General features: G+C 66.3%; 17 protein-coding genes and 1 pseudogene. 9 read left to right on the top strand and 9 right to left on the bottom strand.

The genetic code is table 11. The features are described 5' to 3' along the window. Positions 1-126: pseudogene (locus tag DWA33_RS25795) on the top strand (IS110 family transposase); the annotation flags it as partial. Positions 127-230: 104 nt separating this feature from the next. Here DWA33_RS25795 and prfB read toward each other — a convergent pair. The 3 genes from prfB to DWA33_RS22830 form a co-directional block, all read right to left on the bottom strand. After that, positions 231-1,362, bottom strand: a protein-coding gene (gene prfB, locus DWA33_RS22840) for a peptide chain release factor 2 (protein WP_114360792.1) whose coding sequence is annotated in 2 segments (ribosomal slippage) — positions 231-1,292 and positions 1,294-1,362 — 1,131 coding nt in all. Because the reading frame shifts where the segments join, the coding sequence is not laid out codon by codon here. A gap of 127 nt (positions 1,363-1,489) precedes the next feature. Next, entirely contained in the window at positions 1,490-3,982 is a 2,493-nt protein-coding gene (locus tag DWA33_RS22835) for a penicillin-binding protein 1A (protein ID WP_114360796.1), read from the bottom strand. A 206-nt stretch (positions 3,983-4,188) separates the two neighbouring features. Beyond that, the gene (locus tag DWA33_RS22830; protein WP_114360791.1) at positions 4,189-5,490 is read right to left on the bottom strand and encodes an N-acetylmuramoyl-L-alanine amidase; all 1,302 of its coding nucleotides are present in this window, start codon (positions 5,488-5,490) and stop codon (positions 4,189-4,191) included. 699 nt (positions 5,491-6,189) lie between these two features. Here DWA33_RS22830 and DWA33_RS22825 point away from each other — a divergent pair. Continuing rightward, a complete protein-coding gene (locus DWA33_RS22825; RefSeq protein WP_114360790.1) occupies positions 6,190-9,369 on the top strand; it encodes an Rne/Rng family ribonuclease in 3,180 nt (1,059 codons plus the stop codon). A 366-nt stretch (positions 9,370-9,735) separates the two neighbouring features. On the opposite strand, the gene DWA33_RS22820 is transcribed toward DWA33_RS22825, so the two are convergent. From DWA33_RS22820 to DWA33_RS22810, 3 genes are all read right to left on the bottom strand, one after another. Beyond that, positions 9,736-11,073, bottom strand: coding sequence for a dicarboxylate/amino acid:cation symporter (locus DWA33_RS22820; RefSeq protein ID WP_114360795.1), 1,338 nt, complete (start codon positions 11,071-11,073; stop codon positions 9,736-9,738). A 97-nt stretch (positions 11,074-11,170) separates the two neighbouring features. Next, positions 11,171-11,686, bottom strand: coding sequence for a biotin transporter BioY (locus DWA33_RS22815; RefSeq protein ID WP_167443267.1), 516 nt, complete (start codon positions 11,684-11,686; stop codon positions 11,171-11,173). A gap of 200 nt (positions 11,687-11,886) precedes the next feature. Further along, positions 11,887-13,077 (bottom strand): pyridoxal phosphate-dependent aminotransferase, encoded by a 1,191-nt coding sequence (locus DWA33_RS22810; RefSeq protein ID WP_114360788.1) that lies wholly within the window; start codon positions 13,075-13,077, stop codon positions 11,887-11,889. Between the two features lie 109 nt (positions 13,078-13,186). Between DWA33_RS22810 and DWA33_RS22805 the strand changes: the two genes are divergently transcribed. The 4 genes from DWA33_RS22805 (at position 13,187) to DWA33_RS22790 (ending at position 16,971) form a co-directional block, all read left to right on the top strand. Further along, positions 13,187-14,614, top strand: a complete 1,428-nt coding sequence (locus DWA33_RS22805) for a M48 family metalloprotease (protein ID WP_114360787.1) — start codon at positions 13,187-13,189, stop codon at positions 14,612-14,614. 185 nt (positions 14,615-14,799) lie between these two features. Then, a complete protein-coding gene (locus DWA33_RS22800) occupies positions 14,800-15,189 on the top strand; it encodes a BA14K family protein (RefSeq protein ID WP_114360786.1) in 390 nt (129 codons plus the stop codon). A 197-nt stretch (positions 15,190-15,386) separates the two neighbouring features. Next, on the top strand, positions 15,387-16,016 hold the full coding sequence (locus DWA33_RS22795) for a peroxiredoxin (protein WP_114360785.1): 630 nt from the start codon (positions 15,387-15,389) through the stop codon (positions 16,014-16,016). 187 nt (positions 16,017-16,203) lie between these two features. Continuing rightward, positions 16,204-16,971: a DsbA family protein gene (locus DWA33_RS22790; RefSeq protein WP_114360784.1), complete on the top strand. Its 768-nt coding sequence runs from the start codon at positions 16,204-16,206 to the stop codon at positions 16,969-16,971. Positions 16,972-17,050: 79 nt separating this feature from the next. Here DWA33_RS22790 and DWA33_RS22785 read toward each other — a convergent pair whose 3' ends face one another. The 3 genes from DWA33_RS22785 to DWA33_RS22775 all read right to left on the bottom strand — a co-directional run bounded on the left by DWA33_RS22785 (position 17,051) and on the right by DWA33_RS22775 (position 19,248). Then, entirely contained in the window at positions 17,051-17,734 is a 684-nt protein-coding gene (locus tag DWA33_RS22785) for a TetR/AcrR family transcriptional regulator (protein ID WP_114360783.1), read from the bottom strand. Continuing rightward, positions 17,731-18,684, bottom strand: a complete 954-nt coding sequence (locus DWA33_RS22780; protein WP_114360782.1) for a cation diffusion facilitator family transporter — start codon at positions 18,682-18,684, stop codon at positions 17,731-17,733. Before DWA33_RS22780 ends, DWA33_RS22785 begins: the two co-directional genes overlap by 4 nt. 351 nt (positions 18,685-19,035) lie before the next feature. After that, positions 19,036-19,248, bottom strand: a complete 213-nt coding sequence (locus tag DWA33_RS22775) for a hypothetical protein (RefSeq protein WP_114360781.1) — start codon at positions 19,246-19,248, stop codon at positions 19,036-19,038. A gap of 271 nt (positions 19,249-19,519) precedes the next feature. Here DWA33_RS22775 and DWA33_RS22770 point away from each other — a divergent pair, with 271 nt between their 5' ends. From DWA33_RS22770 to accB, 3 genes are all read left to right on the top strand, one after another. Beyond that, positions 19,520-20,194, top strand: coding sequence for a DUF1236 domain-containing protein (locus DWA33_RS22770; protein ID WP_114360780.1), 675 nt, complete (start codon positions 19,520-19,522; stop codon positions 20,192-20,194). 290 nt (positions 20,195-20,484) lie between these two features. Further along, complete coding sequence (gene aroQ, locus DWA33_RS22765; protein ID WP_114360779.1) at positions 20,485-20,940, top strand: type II 3-dehydroquinate dehydratase; 456 nt, start codon at positions 20,485-20,487, stop codon at positions 20,938-20,940. 38 nt (positions 20,941-20,978) lie between these two features. Continuing rightward, positions 20,979-21,470: an acetyl-CoA carboxylase biotin carboxyl carrier protein gene (gene accB, locus DWA33_RS22760; RefSeq protein ID WP_114360778.1), complete on the top strand. Its 492-nt coding sequence runs from the start codon at positions 20,979-20,981 to the stop codon at positions 21,468-21,470. Positions 21,471-21,544 lie beyond the last annotated feature (74 nt).

The raw sequence follows: 21,544 nt of genomic DNA, 5'->3' as shown, positions 1-21,544 counted from the left end.
ACGCTGACCGCCAGGGGTAAACCACACAAGCTCGCCTTGGTCGCCTGCGCCCGTAAGCTGATTATCTTCATCAACACAGTCGTCGCCCGCGGCACCCCTTGGATCGCTAAATCTGCCGCGATCTAATGGTTGCTCAGGATGAGGACTCAGTGTCTTCGGAAAGGTTGGATCGTTTCAATCAAACGATGAACCGCTCTAGGACGGCCCGCATGGCGCGGGCGCCGGAGCGACTAATCGACGTCCTCGATCGCGCCCGGTCCGCCACCGAACGCGCGCTGGGCCAGGGTGGCGGCCATGAATTCGTCGAGGTCGCCATCGAGCACGCCGGCAGTGTCGGAGGTCTGCACGCCGGTGCGCAGGTCTTTGACCATCTGATACGGCTGCAACACGTAGGAGCGGATCTGGTGGCCCCAGCCGATCTCGGTCTTGGCGGCCTGATCGGCGGCGGCCTGCTCCTCGCGCTTCTTCAGCTCGATCTCGTACAGCCGCGCGCGCAGCATGTCCCACGCCTGGGCGCGGTTCTTGTGCTGCGAGCGGCCGGCCTGACAGACCACCGCGACGCCGGTCGGGATGTGGGTCAGGCGTACCGCGGATTCGGTCTTGTTGACGTGCTGACCGCCGGCGCCGCCCGACCGCATCGTATCGACGCGGACGTCGCTTTCGGCGATGTCGATCTTGATCGAGTTGTCGATCACCGGGAAGATCTGCACCGACGAGAACGAGGTGTGCCGCCGCGCATTGGAGTCGAACGGCGAGATCCGCACCAGGCGATGCACGCCGGCTTCGGTCTTCAGCCAGCCATAGGCGTTGTGGCCGGAGATCTGGATCGTCGCCGACTTGATACCGGCCTCTTCGCCCTCGGACTCTTCGAGATACTCGACCTTGAAGCCGTGCTTCTCCGCCCAGCGGACGTACATCCGCAGCAGCATCGAGGCCCAGTCCTGGCTCTCGGTGCCGCCGGCACCGGCGTGGACTTCGAGGTAGGTGTCGAAGCGGTCGGCTTCGCCGGACAGCAGCGCTTCCAGCTCGCGGCGCGCGACTTCCTTCTTCAGCGCTTTCAGCGCCTCCTCGGCTTCCTTGACGATGCCCTCGTCGCCCTCGGCCTCGCCGAGTTCGATCATCTCGATATTGTCGGTCAGCTCACGTTCGACCTTGCCGATGCCGGTGAGCGAATCCTCGAGCGAGGTGCGCTCCTGCATCAGCTTCTGGGCCTTCTGCGGATCGTTCCAGAGGTCGGGGTCCTCGGCGAGCTTGTTCAGCTCCGCGAGGCGGACGGTCGACTGGTCGACGTCAAAGATGCCTCCTCAGCAGCCCGACTGACTGCTTGATCTCTTCGACGAGGCGTTCGATTTCTGCGCGCATGGGATCTCTTCGGAAGCGGCGGCGCCGCGAATGCTGAGACGCGATTTAGCGGGCGACGCGGCAAAGCGCAATCGCCCGTTGGGCGCGACGCCGGATCCATACAGGCCGGATCGATAAAAGCCCCGGATCAATAAAGCCCGCCGGTGCCCGGACGGAAGAAGCCGCGGTCGTCGGGCGGCGCCATCTGCTGCGGCTGCCGGCCGTCGGCATCGGCGACGCCGATCACCGAATAATTGTCCGGCGGCGCGGTGCCCGGCTTGAACGCCTCGAGGATGGTGCGGCCGTCGCCCGGCCCGGCGCGCATGCCGCTCTTGGCGTCGACGCGGATCAGCTTGATGCCGGCCGGCACGCGGAACGGCACCGCCGGCTTGTCGGCGAGCGCGAGCTTGAAGAAGTCCTTGGCGACCGGCGCGGCGAGATGGCCGCCGGTGGCGCCGCGGCCGAGATTGCGCGGCTTGTCATAGCCGAAATAGATCCCGACCACGAGATCGGGCGAGAAACCGATGAACCAGGCGTCCTTCTCGTCGTTGGTGGTGCCGGTCTTGCCGGCGATCGGCTTGCCGACCTCGCGCACCACCGTGGCGGTGCCGGCCTGCACCACGCCTTCCATCATCGAGGTGATCTGATAGGCGGTCATCGGGTCGAGCACCTGCTCGCGGCGGTCGACGAGCTGCGGCTCGGGCTGATTGTGCCAACCGTCCGGAGCCTCGCAGCCGCGGCATTCGCGCTGGTCGTGCTTGAAGATGGTGCGGCCGTAGCGGTCCTGGATGCGATCGATCAGCGTCGCCTTCACCCGGCGTCCGCCGTTGGCGAACATCGAATAGGCGGTGACCATCCGCATCACCGTGGTCTCGCCGGCGCCGAGCGCGTAGGACAGATAGTTCGGCAGCTCGTCATAGACGCCGAACCGCTTGGCGTATTCGCCGATCAGCGGCATGCCGATGTCCTGGGCGAGCCGCACCGTCACGGTGTTGAGCGAGCGCTGCAGCGCGTTGCGCAGCGTGGTCGGGCCGTAATACTTGCCGGTCGAATAGTTCTCCGGCCGCCACACCCCGACGCCCTGCCCCTGGTCGATCTCGATCGGCGCGTCGATCACCACGGTCGACGGCGTGTAGCCGTTGTCCATCGCGGCCGAATACACCAGCGGCTTGAACGACGAGCCGGGCTGGCGATACGCCTGGGTGGCGCGGTTGAACTGGCTCTGGTCGAACGAGAAGCCGCCGACCATCGCCAGCACGCGGCCGGTCAGCGGATCCATCGCCACCATCGCACCCGACACTTCGGGGATCTGCCGCAGCCGGTACTGGCCCTCGACCGCCTTGCCGTCCTTGTCGAGCAGCGGATCGACATAGACGACGTCTCCGGCCGACAGCACCTCGGACACCGTCCGCGGGGTCTTGCCGCGCGACGGCCCCGCCGCCGGCTTGGCCCATTTGACGCCCTCGAGCGTCACCAGACCGGTTTCGCGTTGCTTCGACACCGCGCCGCCGAGCTCGCGACCGGGCTGGAAGCCGATCCGGGCCGACTGGTCGGACGTCTCCAGCACCACCGCCAGCCGCCACGGCGTGATGTCGGCGAGCGCCTTGACGTCGGCGAGCTTGACGCCCCAGTCGCCGGCGATCTCCAGCTTGGTCACCGGCCCGCGCCAGCCGCGCGCCTCGTCGTAGCGGACCAGGCCCGCCACCATGGTCTTGCGCGCCTCGACCTGCAGCTTGGGATCGAGCGTGGTGCGCACCGACAGGCCGCCCTCGTACAGCTTCTTTTCGCCGTAGCGCTCGAAGATGTCGCGGCGGACTTCCTCGGCGAAGTATTCACCGGCGAAGGTGTGGGCTGCGTTTCCGCGGTTGGTCACCGCCAGCGGCGCCTTGCGTGCCTTGTCGGCGTCGGCCTGGTTGATCCAGCCGTTCTCGACCAGGCGGTCGATCACGTAGTTGCGGCGCTCGACCGCGCGGTCGTGGTTGCGGATCGGATGCAGCGCCGCGGGCGCCTTCGGCAGCGCCGCCAGATACGCCGCCTCCGATACGGTGAGCTCGTTGACCGACTTGTCGAAATACACCAGCGACGCCGCGGCGATGCCGTAGGCGCCGAGGCCGAGATAGATCTCGTTGAGATACAGCTCGAGGATCTTGTCCTTGGAATAGGCGCGCTCGATCCGCATCGCCAGCAGGGCTTCCTTGATCTTGCGGGTGAACGACACCTCGTTGGTCAAAAGGAAGTTCTTGGCGACCTGCTGGGTGATGGTCGAGGCGCCCTGCGGGCGGCGGTTGGTGCCGATGTTCTGCGCGTACAGAATCGCGGCGCGCGCCATGCCCTGATAATCGATGCCGCCGTGCTCGTAGAAATTCTTGTCCTCGGCCGCGAGGAACGCGTTGATCACCAGCTTCGGAACCGCCTGGATCGGCAGGTACAGCCGGCGCTCCTTGGCGTATTCGGCCAGCAGCGACCCGTCCGACGCGTGGATTCGCGTCATCACCGGCGGCTCGTAATCCTGCAATTGCGAGTAATCCGGCAGATCTTTGGAGAAGTGCCAGATCAGCCCGGCGGCAGCCGCGACGCCGACCAGAAACACGATGGTGCCGGCCGCAAAGAGGAAGCCGAAGAACCGCAGCAGCAAGCGCATCAGAGAGTTCCGTTTCATCCAGGGTCGCGCCTTGCGGCGGATGTCCCTTGACCGAGAATGCCGCCGTTCGCAACCCGGGCGGTTCGCGCCTCCCGGCGAGGCCCACCTGCAATCAAGCCCGAACCGTGCAGACCGTCTTATAGAACTTACGCTGTGGCCAAACTAGGGCCCGACGCGGCCGGTCGCCGTACCGGACGTACCCGGCATCAACCCGGCGGACCGGCCGAAACCAGCCGCTTGCTCAGAAACGAATCGATCGCCTGGGCCACTGCCCCGACCGTCTTGCTGCGCCACTGTTCGGACAGCAGATGCTGCAGATCGGCCTTGTTGGAGACGTAGCCGAGTTCGATCAGCACCGACGGCACGTCGGGCGCCTTCAACACCCGGAAACCGGCCGACTTCAGCGGCCGCTTGTGCATCCGCGTGGTCGCCTTCATGTCCTTCATCAGTTGCTGGGCGAATCGGTTGGAGAACGTCTTGGTCTCGCGCTGTGCCAGGTCGATCAGGATGTCGGCGACCTCGCTCGGCTCCTCGGTGAGATTGACGCCGCCGATCGCGTCGGCCTTGTTTTCGGCGTCGGCGAGGCGCTGGGCTTCGGCGTCCGACGCCTTGTCCGACAGGGTGTAGATGGTGGCGCCCTGGGCGTCGCCCTCGCGCCGCGGCAGCGCGTCGGCGTGGATCGACACGAACAGCGCCGCGGATTGCTCGCGCGCCACCTTCACCCGGTCGGCCAGCGGAATGAAGGTGTCGTCGGCGCGGGTCAGCACCACCCGGAATTTGCCCTGCTTCACCAGCCGGTCGCGCAGCGCGACGGCGAAATCCAGCACGATCGCCTTCTCGGCGATGCCGTCGGCCGACTGGGTACCGTTGTCGATACCGCCGTGACCGGGATCGATCACCACCACCGGCCGCGGATCGTCGCGCTCGACCTTGGGCAGCGGCGCGCTGTGGGAGACCGCCGCCGTCGTGTCGCCCCCGGAAACCGTCGGGCGCAATTCGGCGACGCTGTCGGCCGTCCGCAGCGCCTGCATGAACGCGTCGCGCTCGATCGGCTCGAGCTCGATCACCATCCGGCCGGGCTGGCCATTGGCCGGTTCGAGCATTTCGGCCTTGGCGATCTTGGCCGGCCCGCTCAGGTCGAGCACGATCCGCGAGCCGCCCGGCATCACCAGTCCGTAGCGGAACGCCTTGATCAGCCCGCGCGCGCTTTCGCCCGTCCCTCTGGGGAAGCGGAAGCTGATCTGCGGCAGATCGATCACCACGCGATACGGGTCTGCCAGTGCAAACGCGCGCAGCGGCACCTTCCCGTCCAGATCGACGATCAGGCGGGTCTGGCGGTCGTCACCGGCGATGCGAACATCGGAGGCGACTGGAAACGAGGACGGCGCCGCCACCGCGCCGGACGCTGCCGGCTGGGTCCACGCGGGATTCGGCGACAGACACAGCAATGCTGCAGCGCACGCAAGGATTGCACCGAACAAAACAAAATGATTTGCGCGTCCTGGCAAACGAATCCCAACCCTCCCGGAAGTCGTCTTACCGCAATAAAACTGCACGGTTAATCGGAGCTTAAGTGCTCCAGGATGAAACCTGCGGAGTGTTGCCGGGCCGCGACGCCTGCCTTGCAAGCGCCACCCAATCCACGTATGTATTTACTGCTGACGGTCTATACTACCGGTTGTGTCGCGTTCAGCCACTCGGTGCAGCGCCAAGTCCCCCGATCCCAACCCGGCGGATTTTGCGTTTTGCCGGCCCCTCCGAGCCAGCGCAGTGCGCGGCAGGTCAAGGAGTGCCGGCCCAGCCCGAACGGCGTCCGTCCCCGGGCCCTCTCTCGTACCAGGGACGGTTCAACACTTCATGACCGACCACATTCGGCTCACCGGCCGGATGCCCACTCCGGCTTAGCGCCTCGGCGCGGAGCCGGCCCATCAGCAAAACGATACGGCGGCCGATCGAGCCGCCACCTGTTCAGACGGGCCGACGCTTAATGCGCCAGACTGCGATGCCGACACCGACCCACGCAACGGCCGCGCCGCCGCGAAGCACTCGCTTCGCTTCGCGCGTCGCCCCGGGTCAACGACCGGCACGGCACACCGCGATGCGTTTCGGCCTTCCCCTCACCCCCGAATCAGGTGGACCGTCGCGTCAGCCGGCCGCGCACTTCGCGCGAGCCGTTTCGCGCGCGCTCCGCCGACATGAGTTGAAAAATGGCCAACAAGATGCTGATCGACGCCACCCACCCGGAAGAGACCCGGGTGGTCGTGGTCCGTGGCAACCGCGTCGAAGAGTTTGATTTCGAAACAGCCCAGCGCAAACAACTCCGCGGCAATATTTATCTCGCCAAAGTCACCCGGGTCGAACCCTCGCTGCAGGCCGCCTTCATCGAATACGGCGGCAATCGTCACGGCTTCCTCGCCTTCAGCGAAATCCATCCCGACTACTACCAGATCCCGGTCGCCGACCGGCAGGCCCTGATCGAGGCCGACGAACGCGCCCATCGCGAAGCCGAAGAGGAAAGCGAGCAGCGTTCCAACCGCCGCCGTTCGCGGCATCGCAGCCACCGCCGCCGCAACAACGGCGAGCGGGTGCAGAGCGAGATCGTGGAAGCCGCGACCGAGGCGGCGGATCAGCCGCACGCGGCCGTCGAACACCACGACGTGCACGAGGTCGATGCGGAAGCCGCCGGCGACGAGCGGCTGATGCACGAGCTGCATGAGACCGACACCACCGAGCGCGCCGAGGCGACCGAGGCCGCTCCCCAGTTTGCGGCCGAGCACGACGAACCGGCCACCGGCGCGCCGGCCGAAGCCGTCGAGCCGCCGCCCGCCGCCGAGGTTGCGGTCGCAGAACCGGCCGAGGCGGAAGCAGCCATCCCGGCTGCGGCTGAAGCGCAGGCGAGCACCGAATTCGCCGTCCCGGCGGCGAACGACGACGCTGCCGATCATGCCGTGCCCGCGACCGGCTATGCCGAGGACGCGCCGTTCCCGATCGAAGAAACCGACGAGGCAGATGACGGCCACGAGGTCGGCGAGATCAGCGAAGCTTCCGAACACGACACCGAGTCGGAATCCGAAGCCGAGGTGGAAGAGGACGACGAGGAAGAGGACGACGAGGAAGACGCCGAAGAGGACGTGGTCGAGTCCGTCGGCGGCGACGACGTGCTCGAGGAAGTGCCGGAGCGCGCCTTCCGTCCGCGCCGGCAGTACAAGATTCAGGAAGTCATCAAGCGCCGCCAGGTGATGCTGGTGCAGGTCGTGAAGGAAGAGCGCGGCAACAAGGGCGCGGCGCTCACCACCTATCTGTCGCTCGCCGGCCGCTACGCCGTGCTGATGCCCAACACCGCCCGCGGCGGCGGCATCAGCCGCAAGATCACCTCGGCGCAGGACCGCTCGCGGCTGAAGGAAGTGGTGCAGGACCTCGACGTGCCGGAGGGCATGGGCGTGATCCTGCGCACGGCCGGGGCGTCGCGGACCAAGCCCGAGATCAAGCGCGACTTCGAGTACCTGATCCGGATGTGGGAGACGGTCCGCGACATCACGCTGAATTCGCAGGCGCCGAAGCTGGTCTACGAGGAAGGCTCGCTGATCAAGCGGTCGCTGCGCGACCTCTACAACAAGGAGATCGACGAAGTGCTGGTCGCCGGCGAAGCCGGCTATCGCGAGGCCCGCGACTTCATGCACATGCTGATGCCGTCGCAGGTTCGCGCGGTGAAGCTGTATCGCGACGGCCAGCCGCTGTTCTCGCGGATGGGAGTGGAGAGCCAGCTCGACGCGATGTTCTCGCCGACCGTGCAGCTCCGCTCGGGCGGCTACATCGTGATCAACCAGACCGAAGCGCTGGTGTCGATCGACGTCAACTCCGGCCGTTCGACCCGCGAGCACCACATCGAAGACACCGCGCTCAAGACCAACATTGAGGCTGCCGAGGAAGTCGCGCGGCAGCTCCGCCTGCGCGACCTCGCCGGCCTGATCGTCATCGACTTCATCGACATGGACGAGAAGCGCAACAACCGCGCGGTCGAGCGCAAGCTCAGCGACTGCCTGCGGCAGGACCGCGCCCGCATCCAGGTCGGCCGCATCTCGCATTTCGGCCTGCTCGAAATGTCGCGCCAGCGTATCCGCGCCAGCGTGCTGGAGAGTTCGACCGAGCCCTGCCCGCATTGCGGCGGCTCCGGCCACGTCCGCTCGGTGTCCTCGGTGGCGCTGCAGCTGCTGCGCGGCCTCGAAGAGGTGCTGATGAAGGGCGCGACGCACAATCTGATCGTGCGCACCCGCACCGACGTGGCGCTGTATGTGCTCAATCACAAGCGCGGTCACCTGCGCGACCTCGAGACCGGCTTCAAGGTGTCGCTGTCGGTGCTGGCCGATCCGACCGTCAGCGGCCAGCAGTCGTTCGTGATCGATCGCGGCGAGCAGGTCCACACCCTGGAGACCGCCAAGGCGCTGCTCGCGGCGCAGGTCGCCGCCTCGCCGGCCCCGATCGAGGAGCCGGACGACGAGGACGGCTATGATTTCGAGGCCGAGATCGAGACCGAGGAAACCGTCGGCCTCACCGAGGATCAGGGCGGCGAAGCCGGCGAGACCGAGGGCGAAGGCCGCAAGCGCCGTCGCCGGCGCCGCCGGCGGCGGTCGGGCGAGCCGCGTGAAGCGGCCGAGGCCGGCACCTCCGCCGAAGACGGCGAACAGCCGTTCGCAGCCGAGGGCGTCGAACAGCTCGGCGAGACCGACGAGGGCGACGACGCAGGCGAAGACGACAACGAAGGCGAAGCTCGCGCCGATCAGGGCGAGAACGGCGAGCGCCGTCCGCGTCGCCGTGGCCGTCGCGGCGGCCGTCGGCGCCGCGGCAATGCGGATGGCACCGAGAACGAAGCCGAAGCCGGCGTGGTCGGCTCGATCAGCGACGAACTCGCCGCCGCCGATGAGGCCGAAGCTGCGGACGCTGTCGCCGACATCGACAGTGGCAGCCAGTCGGTGCAGCCCAGCTTCGAACCGGCCGCGGAGGCCGAGCAGTCGCAGCCGGTCGCCGAGCCCGAACCGCAGCCGGCCCCGCCCGCCGCGTCGGAAACGGCCGAGCCTGCAATCGAGGACGAGAGCGCCGCGAAGAAGGCCGCCCGCCGCCGCTCCACCGTGCGCGAGAAGGTGAGCTTCGGCGCGCCGGCATCCCCCCCCGAAACCACCGCCGCCCCGGCTGCCGAGGTCGAGACGCAGCCGGAAGCCGCCGTTCATGAGGAACAGACCGCGCCGTCCGTGCCGGTGAGCGAACCGCCGGCGGCCGAGGCCGAGACGGCGGCTGAAGCCGCGCCGGCAACTGCAGCAGCGCAGGAACCTGCCCCCGCCGCCCCCCGCCGTGTCGGCTGGTGGTCGCGCCGCTTCGGCGGCGGCAACTAATCCATTGTCGACACGATCGATTACAAAATGCCCGCGCAGGTCGCGGGCATTTTTCGTTTCAGGCACCGGTCGTGATCTGAGCTGGCCGAAGGGACGCCTGTTTGATGAGTCCCGACTTGCCCCGTCGTCATGCCCGGGCTCGTCCCGGGCATCCACGCCTCGAGGCTGAAGTTGCGAGGAAGACGTGGATGGCCGGGACAAGCCCGGCCATGACGAAGTAAGCGACGAACAGAGCGCTATCTCGAGAGGCGACGAATTCTCTGCGCCCCGAACTATCCTCTCAAGCTGCCGGCCCCTCAAAACGCCGATGCCCGCGACATGCGCGGGCACTCCACGTTGAGCGAGCGATGATGCGTCGAACTCCGCTCAGCCCGTCGTGACGGCCGTCTCCACGTCGGAAGGATCGACGCTGCGGTCGAGATTGGCGAGCAGCCGGCCGTGGTCGAGTTCGCCTTCCCACCACGACACGAACACCGCGGCGACGCCGTTGCCGGTGATATTGGTCAGCGCGCGGACCTCGCTCATGAACTTGTCGATCGAGAACACGATCGCCATGCCCGGAACCAGCGCCGGATTGACGGCCGCCAGCGTGCCGGCGAGCGTGACGAAGCCGGCGCCGGTGACCCCGCTGGCGCCCTTGCTGGTCAGCATCGCCACCAGCAGGATCGCGACCTGATCGCCGAACGACAGCTCGATGCCGAGCGCCTGGGCGATGAACAGCGTCGCCAAGGTCATGTAGATGTTGGTGCCGTCGAGGTTGAACGAATAGCCGGTCGGCACCACCAGACCGACCACCGACTTCGAGCAGCCGAGCCGCTCCAGCTTCTCCATCAATTGCGGCAGCGCGCTTTCCGACGACGAGGTGCCGAGCACGATCAACAGCTCGTCCTTGATGTAGCCGATGAACTTGAAGATGTTGAAGCCGACGAACTTGGCGATGGTGCCCAGCACCAGCACAACGAACAACGCCGAGGTGGCGTAGAACAGCGCCACCAGACCGATCAGATTGCCGAGCGCGGCCGGGCCGTATTTGCCGATGGTGAAGGCCATCGCGCCGAACGCGCCGATCGGCGCCGCCTTCATCACGATGGCGATCACGCCGAACACCGCATGTGCGGCGTCGTCGATCACGTCGCGCAGCCGATGGCCGCGCTCGCCGAGCGCCATCAGCGCGAAACCGAACAGCACCGCGAACAACAGCACCTGGAGGATGTCGCCCTTGGCGAAGGCGCCGACCACGCTGTCCGGGATGATGTGCAGCACGAAGTCGACGGCGTTCATGTGACTGGCCTGATCGACGTATTTGGCCACCGCGCCGACGTCCGGCTTGGCGGCGAGACCGTGGCCGACCGGAAACAGATTGCCGACGACGAGCCCGAGGATCAGCGCGAACGACGACACCACTTCGAAATACAGCAGCGCCTTGATGCCGACGCGGCCGACCTTGCGGGCGTCCTGGATGTGGGCGATGCCCGACACCACGGTGCAGAAGATGATCGGTGCGATCACCATCTTGATCAGCTTGACGAAGCCGTCTCCCAGCGCCTTGACCCATTCGTTGGTGGCGAAGTGCGGCGACAGCCAGCCGACCAGTACGCCGATCACGATCGCGAACAGCACCTGGACGTACAGCACCTTGTAGAACGGCTTCGACTTGCCGCTGCGCGGCAGCGCCGGTGCTTCGATTTGGGCCGTCGCCGACATGGCCATCACTCCACTCGCTTGGTGCCTGTCGAACGAGGAGACGTTGCTGGCCGACCGCAGGCAGACCGGCCAGCCAAGTCGATTTGACTTTGAATCGTCAGCGTTGGTGGTCGAGGATGCGGCGCATCGCGGGTAACAAGGTGGCGCCAAGCGCGGACTTGACCAGCGAGCCGGCGAGGAACGGAACCACACCGACCCACCAGGCCTTGGCCACGCCGAGATGCAGACCGAAGGCGAGCCAGGTGAAGCCGAGCGTCAGGATGACGAGGTGACCGGCGAGCATCGCCGCGAACAGTTTCGCCACCGAACGATCGCAGCCGCGTTCGGCGAACCAGCCGACCAGAGACGCGGCGGCCACGAACCCTGCAAGATAGCCGGCAGTCGGGCCCGTCAACGGCGCCAGCCCTCCGACCGGGCCGGCGAACACCGGCAGCCCCGCGGCACCCGCGGCGAGATAGGCGAGCAGCGTCGCGGCACCGAGCCGTACGCCGTAGGCGGCCCCGATCAGCACCACCACCAGCGTCTGCAGGGTCATCGGAACCAGCGGCAGCGGCAAGTTGACCTTGGCCGACAGCGCCAACACCAGCACGCCGGACGCGATCAGGACGATCATCCGCAACCAGACGGAGAATCCGCCCGCGTGCCGCGGCCACAAGTGAGCAACAAGCACTGCGTGGCCGCCGGTGCACGGCGGCGCGGACGAACCAAGCGGCAAGGGAATTCTCCCGGAAGGAAATAGTCGCGGGAGCCTATAGCGACGAAATGCCGCAAAGATCAACCGTTGAAATCGCAACTCCTGTCATGCGCCGGAGATCATCGCCCGAGCCAGGCAGTGATCCGACGTACTGCCTCGCGCATGTCCTCCGCCGACCGGGCATAGGAAAACCGCACGAAACTCTTGCCGCGCACCGGATCGAAATCGATCCCCGGCGTCGCCGCCACCCTCGCCTCTTCCAGCATCCGCTTGGTGAAATCGTAGCTGTCGGAGGTGAAGGTCGAGACGTCGGCATACAGATAGAACGCGCCGTCGGCCGGCAGAAACTCGGTCAAGCCGGCCTTCGGAAGCCCCTCGATCAGAATCGCGCGGTTCTCTTCATAGCCGCGCTTGACCGCTTCCATCTCGGCGCGGCCGTCGAACGCCGCTTCCGCGGCGATCTGCGACAGCGTCGGCACCGAGATCGCGAGATTCTGCTGCAACCGCTCGACCGGCCGCACCAGGCTCTCCGGCAGCACCATCCAGCCGACGCGCCAGCCGGTCATGCAGAAGTACTTCGAGAACGAGTTGATCACCACCGCATCGCGCGACAGTTCCGCGGCGGTGACCGCGGGGAACGCGTAGTCGAGGCCGTGATAGATCTCGTCGGAAATGAAGCGGATGCCTTCGCTCTCTGCGACCGCGATCAGTTCGGTCAGCGCCTCGCGCGTCATCATCGTGCCGGTCGGATTGGCGGGGCTGCCGACCAGCACGCCCTTCAGCGGCGCCTTGCGATGCGCTTCGAGCAAGGCCTCGCCGGTCAACGCGTGACGGGTTTCGCTGTGGGTCTCGATCGGCACCGGCTCGCAACCGAGCGCATTGAGAATGTGCCGGTACGGCGGATAGCCGGGAACCGTCACCGCGACCCGGTCGCCGGGCTCGAACAGCGCCAGGAACGACAGGATGAACGCGCCGGACGAGCCGGTGGTGACAACGATCTGGTCCGGATCGACGTCGCAGCCGTAGGTCTCGCGATAGTGCCGGGCGATCCGCGCGCGCAGCGACGGAATGCCGAGCGCCGAGGTGTAGTCGATCCGGCTGCTGTCGAGCGCGGCGTGCGCGGCGGCGAGCGCGGCGCGCGGCGCCGGAGCCCATGGCTGGCCGACTTCCATGTGGATGACGTGGCCACCGGCGGCTTCGATGCGGTCCGCCGCCGCCATCACATCCATCACCATGAAGGGTGGTACGTCGCTGCGGGCGGAGGCGGTCAACAATCCGCGCGCACGCTGTGTCTTGGTCGCATCGAGCATCGAATTCTGCTATTCCCGCGCGGTCTGTCCGGTTGTAACCCGCTGCGCGCCGCGCTGCTGCCACGTTGCTGGGCTGATCAGGGAATATCCGGTAATTGAAGCTCGGCCAATGCTGAAGGTCATTGCAGTTTTCGCCGGACGGCTATGTCCGTCCGTTCGCAGGCAGGCGTCGCGACTGGTCGCGGTCGTCACCGCGCTGGCGCTCGCGCTGGCGCCGGTTCCCGTGCTGGCGCAGGCCCCCGCGGCGAAAGGGCCGCCGCTGCTGCGCGACACCGAGACCGAACAATTGCTGCGCGACTACACCCGACCGATCCTGCGGGTCGCCGGGTTGGAAAAGCAGAACATCCAGGTCGCGATCATCAACGACCCGTCGTTCAACGCCTTCGTCGCCGACGGCCAGCGCATCTTCGTGAACTACGGCGCGCTGCTGCAGGCGGAGACGCCGAATCAGCTGATCGGCGTCCTGGCGCACGAGACCGGCCATCTCGCCGGCGGCCATCTCTCCAAACTGCGGACTCAGATTTCGCACGCCCAGACCCAGATGATCGTCGCGATGCTGCTCGGCGTCGGCGCGATGGTGGCCGGCGCCAATGCCGGCCCGAACAGCGGCGCCGGCAACATCGGCGCCGCGGCGATCTCGGCGCCGCAGGAGATGATCCGGCGCAATCTGCTGTCGTATCAGCGCCAGCAGGAAGAGAACGCCGACCGCGCCGCGGTGAAGTTTCTCAACGCGACGCAGCAGTCCGCGAAGGGGATGTACGAAACCTTCCAGCGCTTCACCAACGAGAGCCTGTTCGCCGCGCGCGGCGCCGATCCCTATGCGCAGTCGCATCCGATGCCGGCCGAACGCGTCGCCGCGCTCGCCGAGCTGGCCCGCTCGAGCCAGTTCTGGGAGAAGAAGGACGATCCTGCGCTGCAGCTCCGCCACGACATGATGCGCGCCAAGGTTTCCGGCTTCATGGAACGGGCCGACACGGTGCATCGCCGCTATCCGGCATCGAACACCAGCCTGCCGGCGCGCTACGCGCGCGCCATTGCGAGCTATCTGCACGGCGATCTGCGCTCGGCGCTGGCGCAGATCGACGGCCTGATTCAGGCCCAGCCCAACAACCCGTATTTCTACGAGCTGCGCGGCCAGGCGCTGCTCGAAGGCGGCAAGCCGGCGGAAGCGATCGCGCCGCTGCGCAAGGCGGTGGCGATGACCGGCGGTGCACCGCTGATCCAGATCCTGCTCGGCCAGGCGCTGGTCGCCAGCAACAACAAGGCCTACACCGACGAGGCGATCCAGATCCTGCGTGGCGCGCTGGGCCGCGAGCGTGAAGTGCCGATCGGCTACAGTCAGCTGGCGATGGCCTACGGCCACAAGGGCAACTACGCCGAGGCCGATCTCGCCTCGGCGCAGGCGGCCTATCTGCGCGGCGACGCCAAGACCGCCCGCGACCTCGCCGCCCGCGCCAAGACCCGCTTTCCGGTCGGCTCGCCGGGATGGGTGAAAGCCGACGACATCGTCGCGGCGAAGATGCCGGGTCAAAAATAGCGGTCCGCGATCGATTGTCGCGCCGCGGCGGTTGTCCCCTGTCCGCGGCTCTGTCACACTCCCGGCGCGGCGATCTTGTCCGCCTCTTTGAGTCTCGCGGTCGCCCCCGTATCGCGACAGTTGCGTCAAGCGCGCGGCGCTCACCAGCAAACAGTATCGCTGCACCAACATCGGGAGAAGCATCCATGACCAACTCGACACGGCCCTCGGGCAACAGGCCCCGCAAGTTCATCACGCGTGCGCTGGCGAGCGTTGCGCTGCTGACGATGTACGGATTGGGGATGATCGCCACCACCGGCGCGGCGATGACGCTGGCGTCGACCCCCGCGCAGGCGCAGCGCGGCTGGGGTCGTGGGCGCGGACGTGGTCGCGGACGCGGGCGCGGCTGGGGCGGCCCGGGCGCGGGCGCTGCGATTGGTCTCGGCATCGGCGCGGCGATCGTCGGCGGCGCGATCGCGGCCAGCCAGGCCGAGGCGGCACGGCAGCAGGACTACTGCGCGCGACGCTTCCGCTCATACAATCCGGCGACCGGCACCTACATCGCCAAGGGTGGCCGCGAGGTGCCCTGCCCGTAGCCGTATCGAGATACGTATCATTCGGGCGGTGCATGAAAATCATGCACCGTCCGAACCGTTTTTGCGGATGCTTTTGCGATGAGTTCCTTGATCCTGCGGTGCGGAATCTCCATCTACGAGATCTCCATCCTTCCACGCGCGCGATCAGCGTTCGGCGCGTGACTCAGCACTCACCAAACCGACAGGAGACCGTACCGATGTCCCTTCATATCGGCGATATTGCCCCCGACTTCACGGCCGACACCACCAAGGGCAAGATCTCGTTTCACGATTTCATCGGGGATTCCTGGGTCTTCTTCTTCAGCCACCCCGCCGACTTCACGCCGGTCTGCACCACCGAAATGGGCAAGACCGCGAAGCTGGCCGGGCCGTTCGCCGCGCGCAACGTCAAGCCGATCGGGTTGTCGACCGACACGGTCGACGAACACGTGAAGTGGATCGCCGACGTCAACGACACCCAGCAGACCGACCTGCAATTTCCGATCATCGCCGATCCGGACCTGAAGGTCGCCAAGCTGTACGACATGATCCATCCGAACCAGAGCGACACCGCCGCGGTGCGTTCGGTGTTCATCATCGATCCGAACAAGAAGATCCGTCTGACCATGACCTACCCGATGAATGTCGGGCGCAATTTCGACGAGATCCTGCGCGTGATCGACGCGCTGCAGTTCGCCGACAAGCACACCGTCGCGGCCCCGGCCGACTGGCGGCCGGGCGACAAGGTGATCATCCCGCTGTCGCTCAAGGGCGAAGCCGCCGCCAAGGCGTTCCCGCAAGGTTGGGACGAGCCGCGGCCGTATCTGCGCCTGACCACCATCAAGTAACGCAGCCCCCACCCATGCGACGCCGGCGTTCGCTGCCCCGAGCGCCGGCGTCGTCGCGTCCGGCGCCGACGATCGAGGCACTGGCCGGATCGTGTTCACAAAAACCGCGTAATCGGCGGTGAAAAGCGCTATGAAGCGTTCGAATACGCAGCTTTCCACCGCATCGACCCGCCGAAGGGATCCGCCCATGCCGTCGTTCCGCCCGCTCGCCTCAGCCCTGATCGCGCTCGCCCTCGTGGGCGCGCCGGCCGTCGCCTCGGCGCAGAAATTCTCCGACGAGCAGCGCAGCCAGATCGAGGCGATCATCAAGGAATACCTGGTGTCGCATCCCGAGGTGCTGGAGGAAGCCTCCGAAGAGCTCGGCAAGCGGCAGGCCGCGGCCCAGGCCGAGAAGCATCAGGCCGCAATCAAGGACAACGCCGACACCATCTTCAATTCGCCGCGCGGCGTCACGCTCGGCAACAAGAACGGCGACGTCACCATGGTCGAATTCTTCGACTACAACTGCGGTTACTGCAAGCGCGCGATGCTGGACATGCTCGAACTGATGAAGGGCGATCCGAAGCTGAAGGTTGTGCTGAAGGAATTCCCGGTGCTCGGCCCGCCCTCGGTGGAGGCCGCGCAGGTCGCGATCGCGGTGCGGATGCAGGACCCGAGCGGCAAGAAGTATCTCGACTTCCACCAGAAGCTGCTCGGCAGCCGCGGCCAGGCCGACAAGGCGCGGGCGATGGCTGCGGCCAAGGACGCCGGCCTCGACATGGCGCGGCTGGAGAAGGACATGGCCGGGCCGGAAGTGCGCGCCACCATCGAAGAGAGCTTCAAGCTCGCCGAAGCGATGGGGATGAACGGCACGCCGAGCTACGTGATCGGCAAGCAGGTGGTGGTCGGCGCGGTCGGCCTCGACACGCTGCGCCAGAAGATCAACACCGCACGCTGCGGCAAGGAGACCTGCTGAGCGCGATCGGAAGCCTGCTTTCAGATCGCCTGTTGCCGGCGCCGGCGATCTTGACGCGGGCATGACGGCGGAGAACGTGTCAGTCGGGCGAGCGGCCCGGCTGGCCGCACAAGCCTCGGATAAAGAGCTCGTTGGCGATCTCGAAGACGGCTTGGCTCTCGAGAGCCAGATACGAGGGAGCCAGTTTCCTCAGCACCGGAAACTCGGCGGCAGGCAGCGCCTCGATTTCCGCGACTTCGGAGGCGCGAGCCGGCCGTACCAGCCCGTTGATCTCCGCCGCGCACAGGCCGATCACGCCTGCGTACCAGGCGAGACACACCGCGGGAGCCTCCTGGTCCGGTACGCCGGCATCAGCAAGCGCACGATGGACCATTTCAATATGGGGGAAGTCTGCAACCCCGGTGTTGAGAAACCTCTGCAGCAGCGGAAACGTGTTGGGATATCGGAGCGCCAGCGCGCGATGATCGCGCGCATGGGCGCGTAGCCGATCCTGCCAAGGCTGGTCGCTGCCGACGGGTGACAGCTTCGCCACCAGGGCGTCGGCCATCGCGCGATACATGCCGTCCTTGTTCTTGAAGTGATAGAGGATCGCCATCGGATCGCAGCCGACTCGGTCTCCGAGTTTGCGTACGCTGAAGCCGGCCTCCCCCACCTCCTCGATCAGCCTCACTGCGGTATCGACGATCTCATGCTTGGCGAGACCGCGCGGGCCGGAACTCACGCGGGCCTTGATGTTCAGCTTCGCGTCTGCGGTCGAGCTCATTCGGCCCATTCAGGATCACCCGTGAACACGACGGTCAGCCAACGGTTCGGTCCGTCGTCGCCGACCAGATCGCCGATCTCGTCACGCAACGCGTCCCATTCGCCGATGGTTCGCGCAGGCGCGTCGGCGGGAACGATGAAGTAGAGTTCGATCTCCTTCGAGCGGCCGACACGCGCGACGTAGGCGCGATAGGACAGGAAGCCATGCTTCGCGACGAAAGCCGCCGCCACCGTGTCGAGGTGCTTCTTCAAGTCGATCGGCGTCACCAGGAAGATGTCCGCTAGCGCCTGTCGCACGGTCGAGATCGGCAGCGGAATGATCAGGATGCAAACCGCCGCCAGGACCACCGGATCGATATAGGGCGAAATCCACTGCCATGACGTTCCCTGCACGGCCAAGCCGATCATGAAGGCGATCAGCAGCGCGGCGCTGATCCCGGCCGACATGGTCCAGCCGCGCACATCGAGCCTGACGAACTCGGACCCGATCTTCCGATTGGCGCGCCACTCGACCGCCGCGATCCCCGCGCAGACGATCACCGTCACCGCCGCGTAAATCACCGCCCAGCCGAACTCCAGGTGGCGCCCACCGCTCAACAGGCTGCCGATGGCCGTGACCAAGGCGTAGACCGCCGCGCTGATCAGCAAGGTGCCGTTCAGCCCGAGCACCATCGGTTCGAGATGCCAGAGACCGAACGAAAAGCGTTCCCTGAGTTTGCGCGACAGATGATCCGCCACCGCGTAGGACGTGATCAAATTGACCACGATCAGCGACAGCAGGCTCATCCCCGCATCGATCAGGGAATACACGCCGTCGAAAGCGATCGCGAACGATCCCGAAAACAGCCCGAAGCCGATGCCGAGAAAGGAGATCAGGAACGTGACGGCAATCGAGGTTCTCAACACGCCGCGTTCGTCTGACAGATCGAAAATGGAGAGCAGTCCGCTCATGGTTCGCTCGCAATCCGAGCCTCGCGTCACGAGTCGGCTCCCGGACACGCGCATCAGCGTGCTCCGCAGACTGAACAAGACCGGCGGTCCAGTGTAAGAGCGGTCTAGCCAAACAGCCTGATTGAGATCGCGAAGCGGATCGCGATGTCACCGTGTGAAGCTCTCGCAACGCTGTCAGCTCCCACGGTCCGCCATTTCTACACTGTAGAAATGCACAGGGCAACCGTACGATGTGATCCATGCGGACGCGGATCCAGCGATCGTCCCGCGCTGGTTCGGACAACGAAGGCAGATCCGAACGCGCGATGATCGCGCAACATCCCGCACGCGCGCTCACGAGTTGCAAGAGAGCTAGGACGGAAACTCGGTTTCGGCGACGTCGACGCGATCGGCGTGCAGAGACCATTCCGGCAGCCGTTCCTGTTCGCAGAAGCGCCGCTTGGCGAGTTCGACGGCATCGTCGCTGGTCTCGGCATCGACCTCGATCAGCCTCTGGCAGACTTCCTCGTGACGACCGTTCTCACCGAGGATGCCCTTCATAAATCGCACGATGTAGCGAGACATGACACCTCCGGTCTGCAACTACTAACGGAGCGCGAGACGCCTGAATGCGCAAAGCCGATCGGTTCAGGCTGAAGCCGCGCGCGGGATCAATCGAGCCTTCGGAATCGCGACCGCATCGCAGTCGCCGCAGAGCCTCACACGCGCGATCAGCTTAGTCCGATTGTGACGGTTCGACAAAACAAAACTCGGGATTCGACGAGGGAACCCAGTACGTCGGGAACAGTGGCGCAGACCTGCCGTTGAGGCACGGGCAGGCAACCTGGAGAGCGCCATGAACCATCGTTTGTTGCTGTCAGTCGCCGCGGCGACCCTGATCGCCGGCGGCACGGCCGTCCACGCCCAGTCACCCTCAGGTTCCACCGGCGCCGGCGGCGGCGCCCCTGCGCCATCGGTCGGTCAATCGCCATCGAGCCCGAGCGGTAGCGGCGCCGGGGCCGGCGCTAGTCAAATGCAGCGCTCCGATTCCGATCGTTCCGGCGCGTCCCGCGAAGCGCCCACGATCGACCGCAGCGCCGGCAACGACCGCGACCGTGATCGCGACATGCAACGCGGCGCCGACAGCCGTCGGGATGGTGACCGGGACATGCAGCGCGGAGCCGACAAAGATCGCAGCCGCGACGCCCAGCGTAGTGCCGACAACGACCGCGACCGCGAGGGATCCGCGACCACCACGGGACAGGCCGGCACCCGAGCCAAGCTGTCCGGCGAGCAGCGCAGCAAGATCACCACGGTGATCAAGAACCAGCGCGTCGAGCCGCAGACCAACATCAACTTCTCGATCTCGGTCGGCACGCGCGTCCCCCGCGACGTCCGTTTCCACCCGCTTCCGGCCGAGATCATCACCATCTATCCGGACTGGCGGGGCTACGAATTCTTCCGGGTGCGCGACGAGATCGTGGTGGTCGACCCGCGCACGCTGGAGATCGTCGCGGTCCTCGATATCTGATCCCTGGCCGCGATCCGGTCCGGTGCGAGGGGGCGGAATGCGCGCCGCCCCCTTGACCGGTGCCGATGCCACGGTGCGTCGATTGCAAACGATTCCCGCCGCTTGGGTATCCCCCCTCGCCCAAAGCATCAGGCATTTCATCCATGCCGTGAGCCTGTTCAGGCTTCCCCTCAGCGCCGAGGTTACCTATAAGGCCCGCAATCAGGTGAATTTCGCCGGATTCCGACAGGCTGTGCGAAGGGTTGCCCCGCCCGGCTGGATCAGATTCGCAGATATTGCCGGAATTTTCGATGGCTCAGACGATTTACGTGCTGAACGGCCCGAACTTGAATCTGCTCGGGACCCGGGAGCCGGAAATCTATGGTCGCGCCACGCTGGCCGACGTCGAGAAGCTGTGCGCCGAGACCGCCGCCGGTTTCGGGCTGGTTGCGGTGTGCCGGCAGTCCAACCGCGAAGGCGAGCTGATCGACTGGATTCACCAGGCGCGCAGCGACAAGGCGGCAGGCATCGTCATCAACGCCGGCGGCTACACTCACACCTCGATCGCCCTGCACGACGCCCTGGTCGGCGTGCAGATCCCGACAGTGGAGGTGCACGTCTCCAACGTGTTCGCCCGCGAAGACTTCCGTCACCATTCGTTCATCGCCAAGGCCGCGTTCGCCAGCCTGTGCGGCTTCGGCATCGACGGCTATCGGCTGGCCATCAATGGCCTCGCCGCCAAAATCGGCGCCAGCGCCCCGGCCTGACCCCGCCCGTTCACTCAAGACATCTGGATCGACACATCATGGCCCGCCAGCCTGCAGAGAAAACCGCCGCCGAGCCGACCACCACCCCGGCGACCAACGACAGCACCCTGATCCGCGAACTCGCCGTGCTGCTCGACGAGACCAACCTGACCGAAATCGAGATCGAGCGGGCCGGCCTGCGCGTGCGCGTCGCCCGCAACGTCAGCATCGCGGCGGCGGTGCCGACCGCCTATGCGGCGGCGCCGGCGACCATCGCGACGTCGGTCGACAGCGCGTCGGTCGATCTCGCCAAGCATCCCGGCGTCGTGTCCTCGCCGATGGTCGGCACGGTGTATTGGGCTCCGGAGCCCGGCGCCAAGCCGTTCATCGATGTCGGCAGCCGAGTCTCCGTCGGCGAGACCCTGTTCATCGTCGAAGCGATGAAGACCATGAACCAGATTCCGTCGCCGAAGGCCGGCCTCGTCACCCAGATCCTGGTCGAAGACGGCCAGCCGGTCGAGTTCGGCGAACCGCTGGTGGTGATCGAGTAAGACGCGAATGGCGAGTAACGATTAGCGAATAGACGTTCGCTTCGTTACTCTTTCCATTCGCTACTCGCCCTTCG

It is taken from the genome of Rhodopseudomonas pentothenatexigens, from assembly GCF_900218015.1.
GTDB lineage: Bacteria > Pseudomonadota > Alphaproteobacteria > Rhizobiales > Xanthobacteraceae > Rhodopseudomonas > Rhodopseudomonas pentothenatexigens.
Note: the sequence above shows the minus strand (reverse complement) of the source record. Positions and strands in the feature narration are given on the sequence as shown.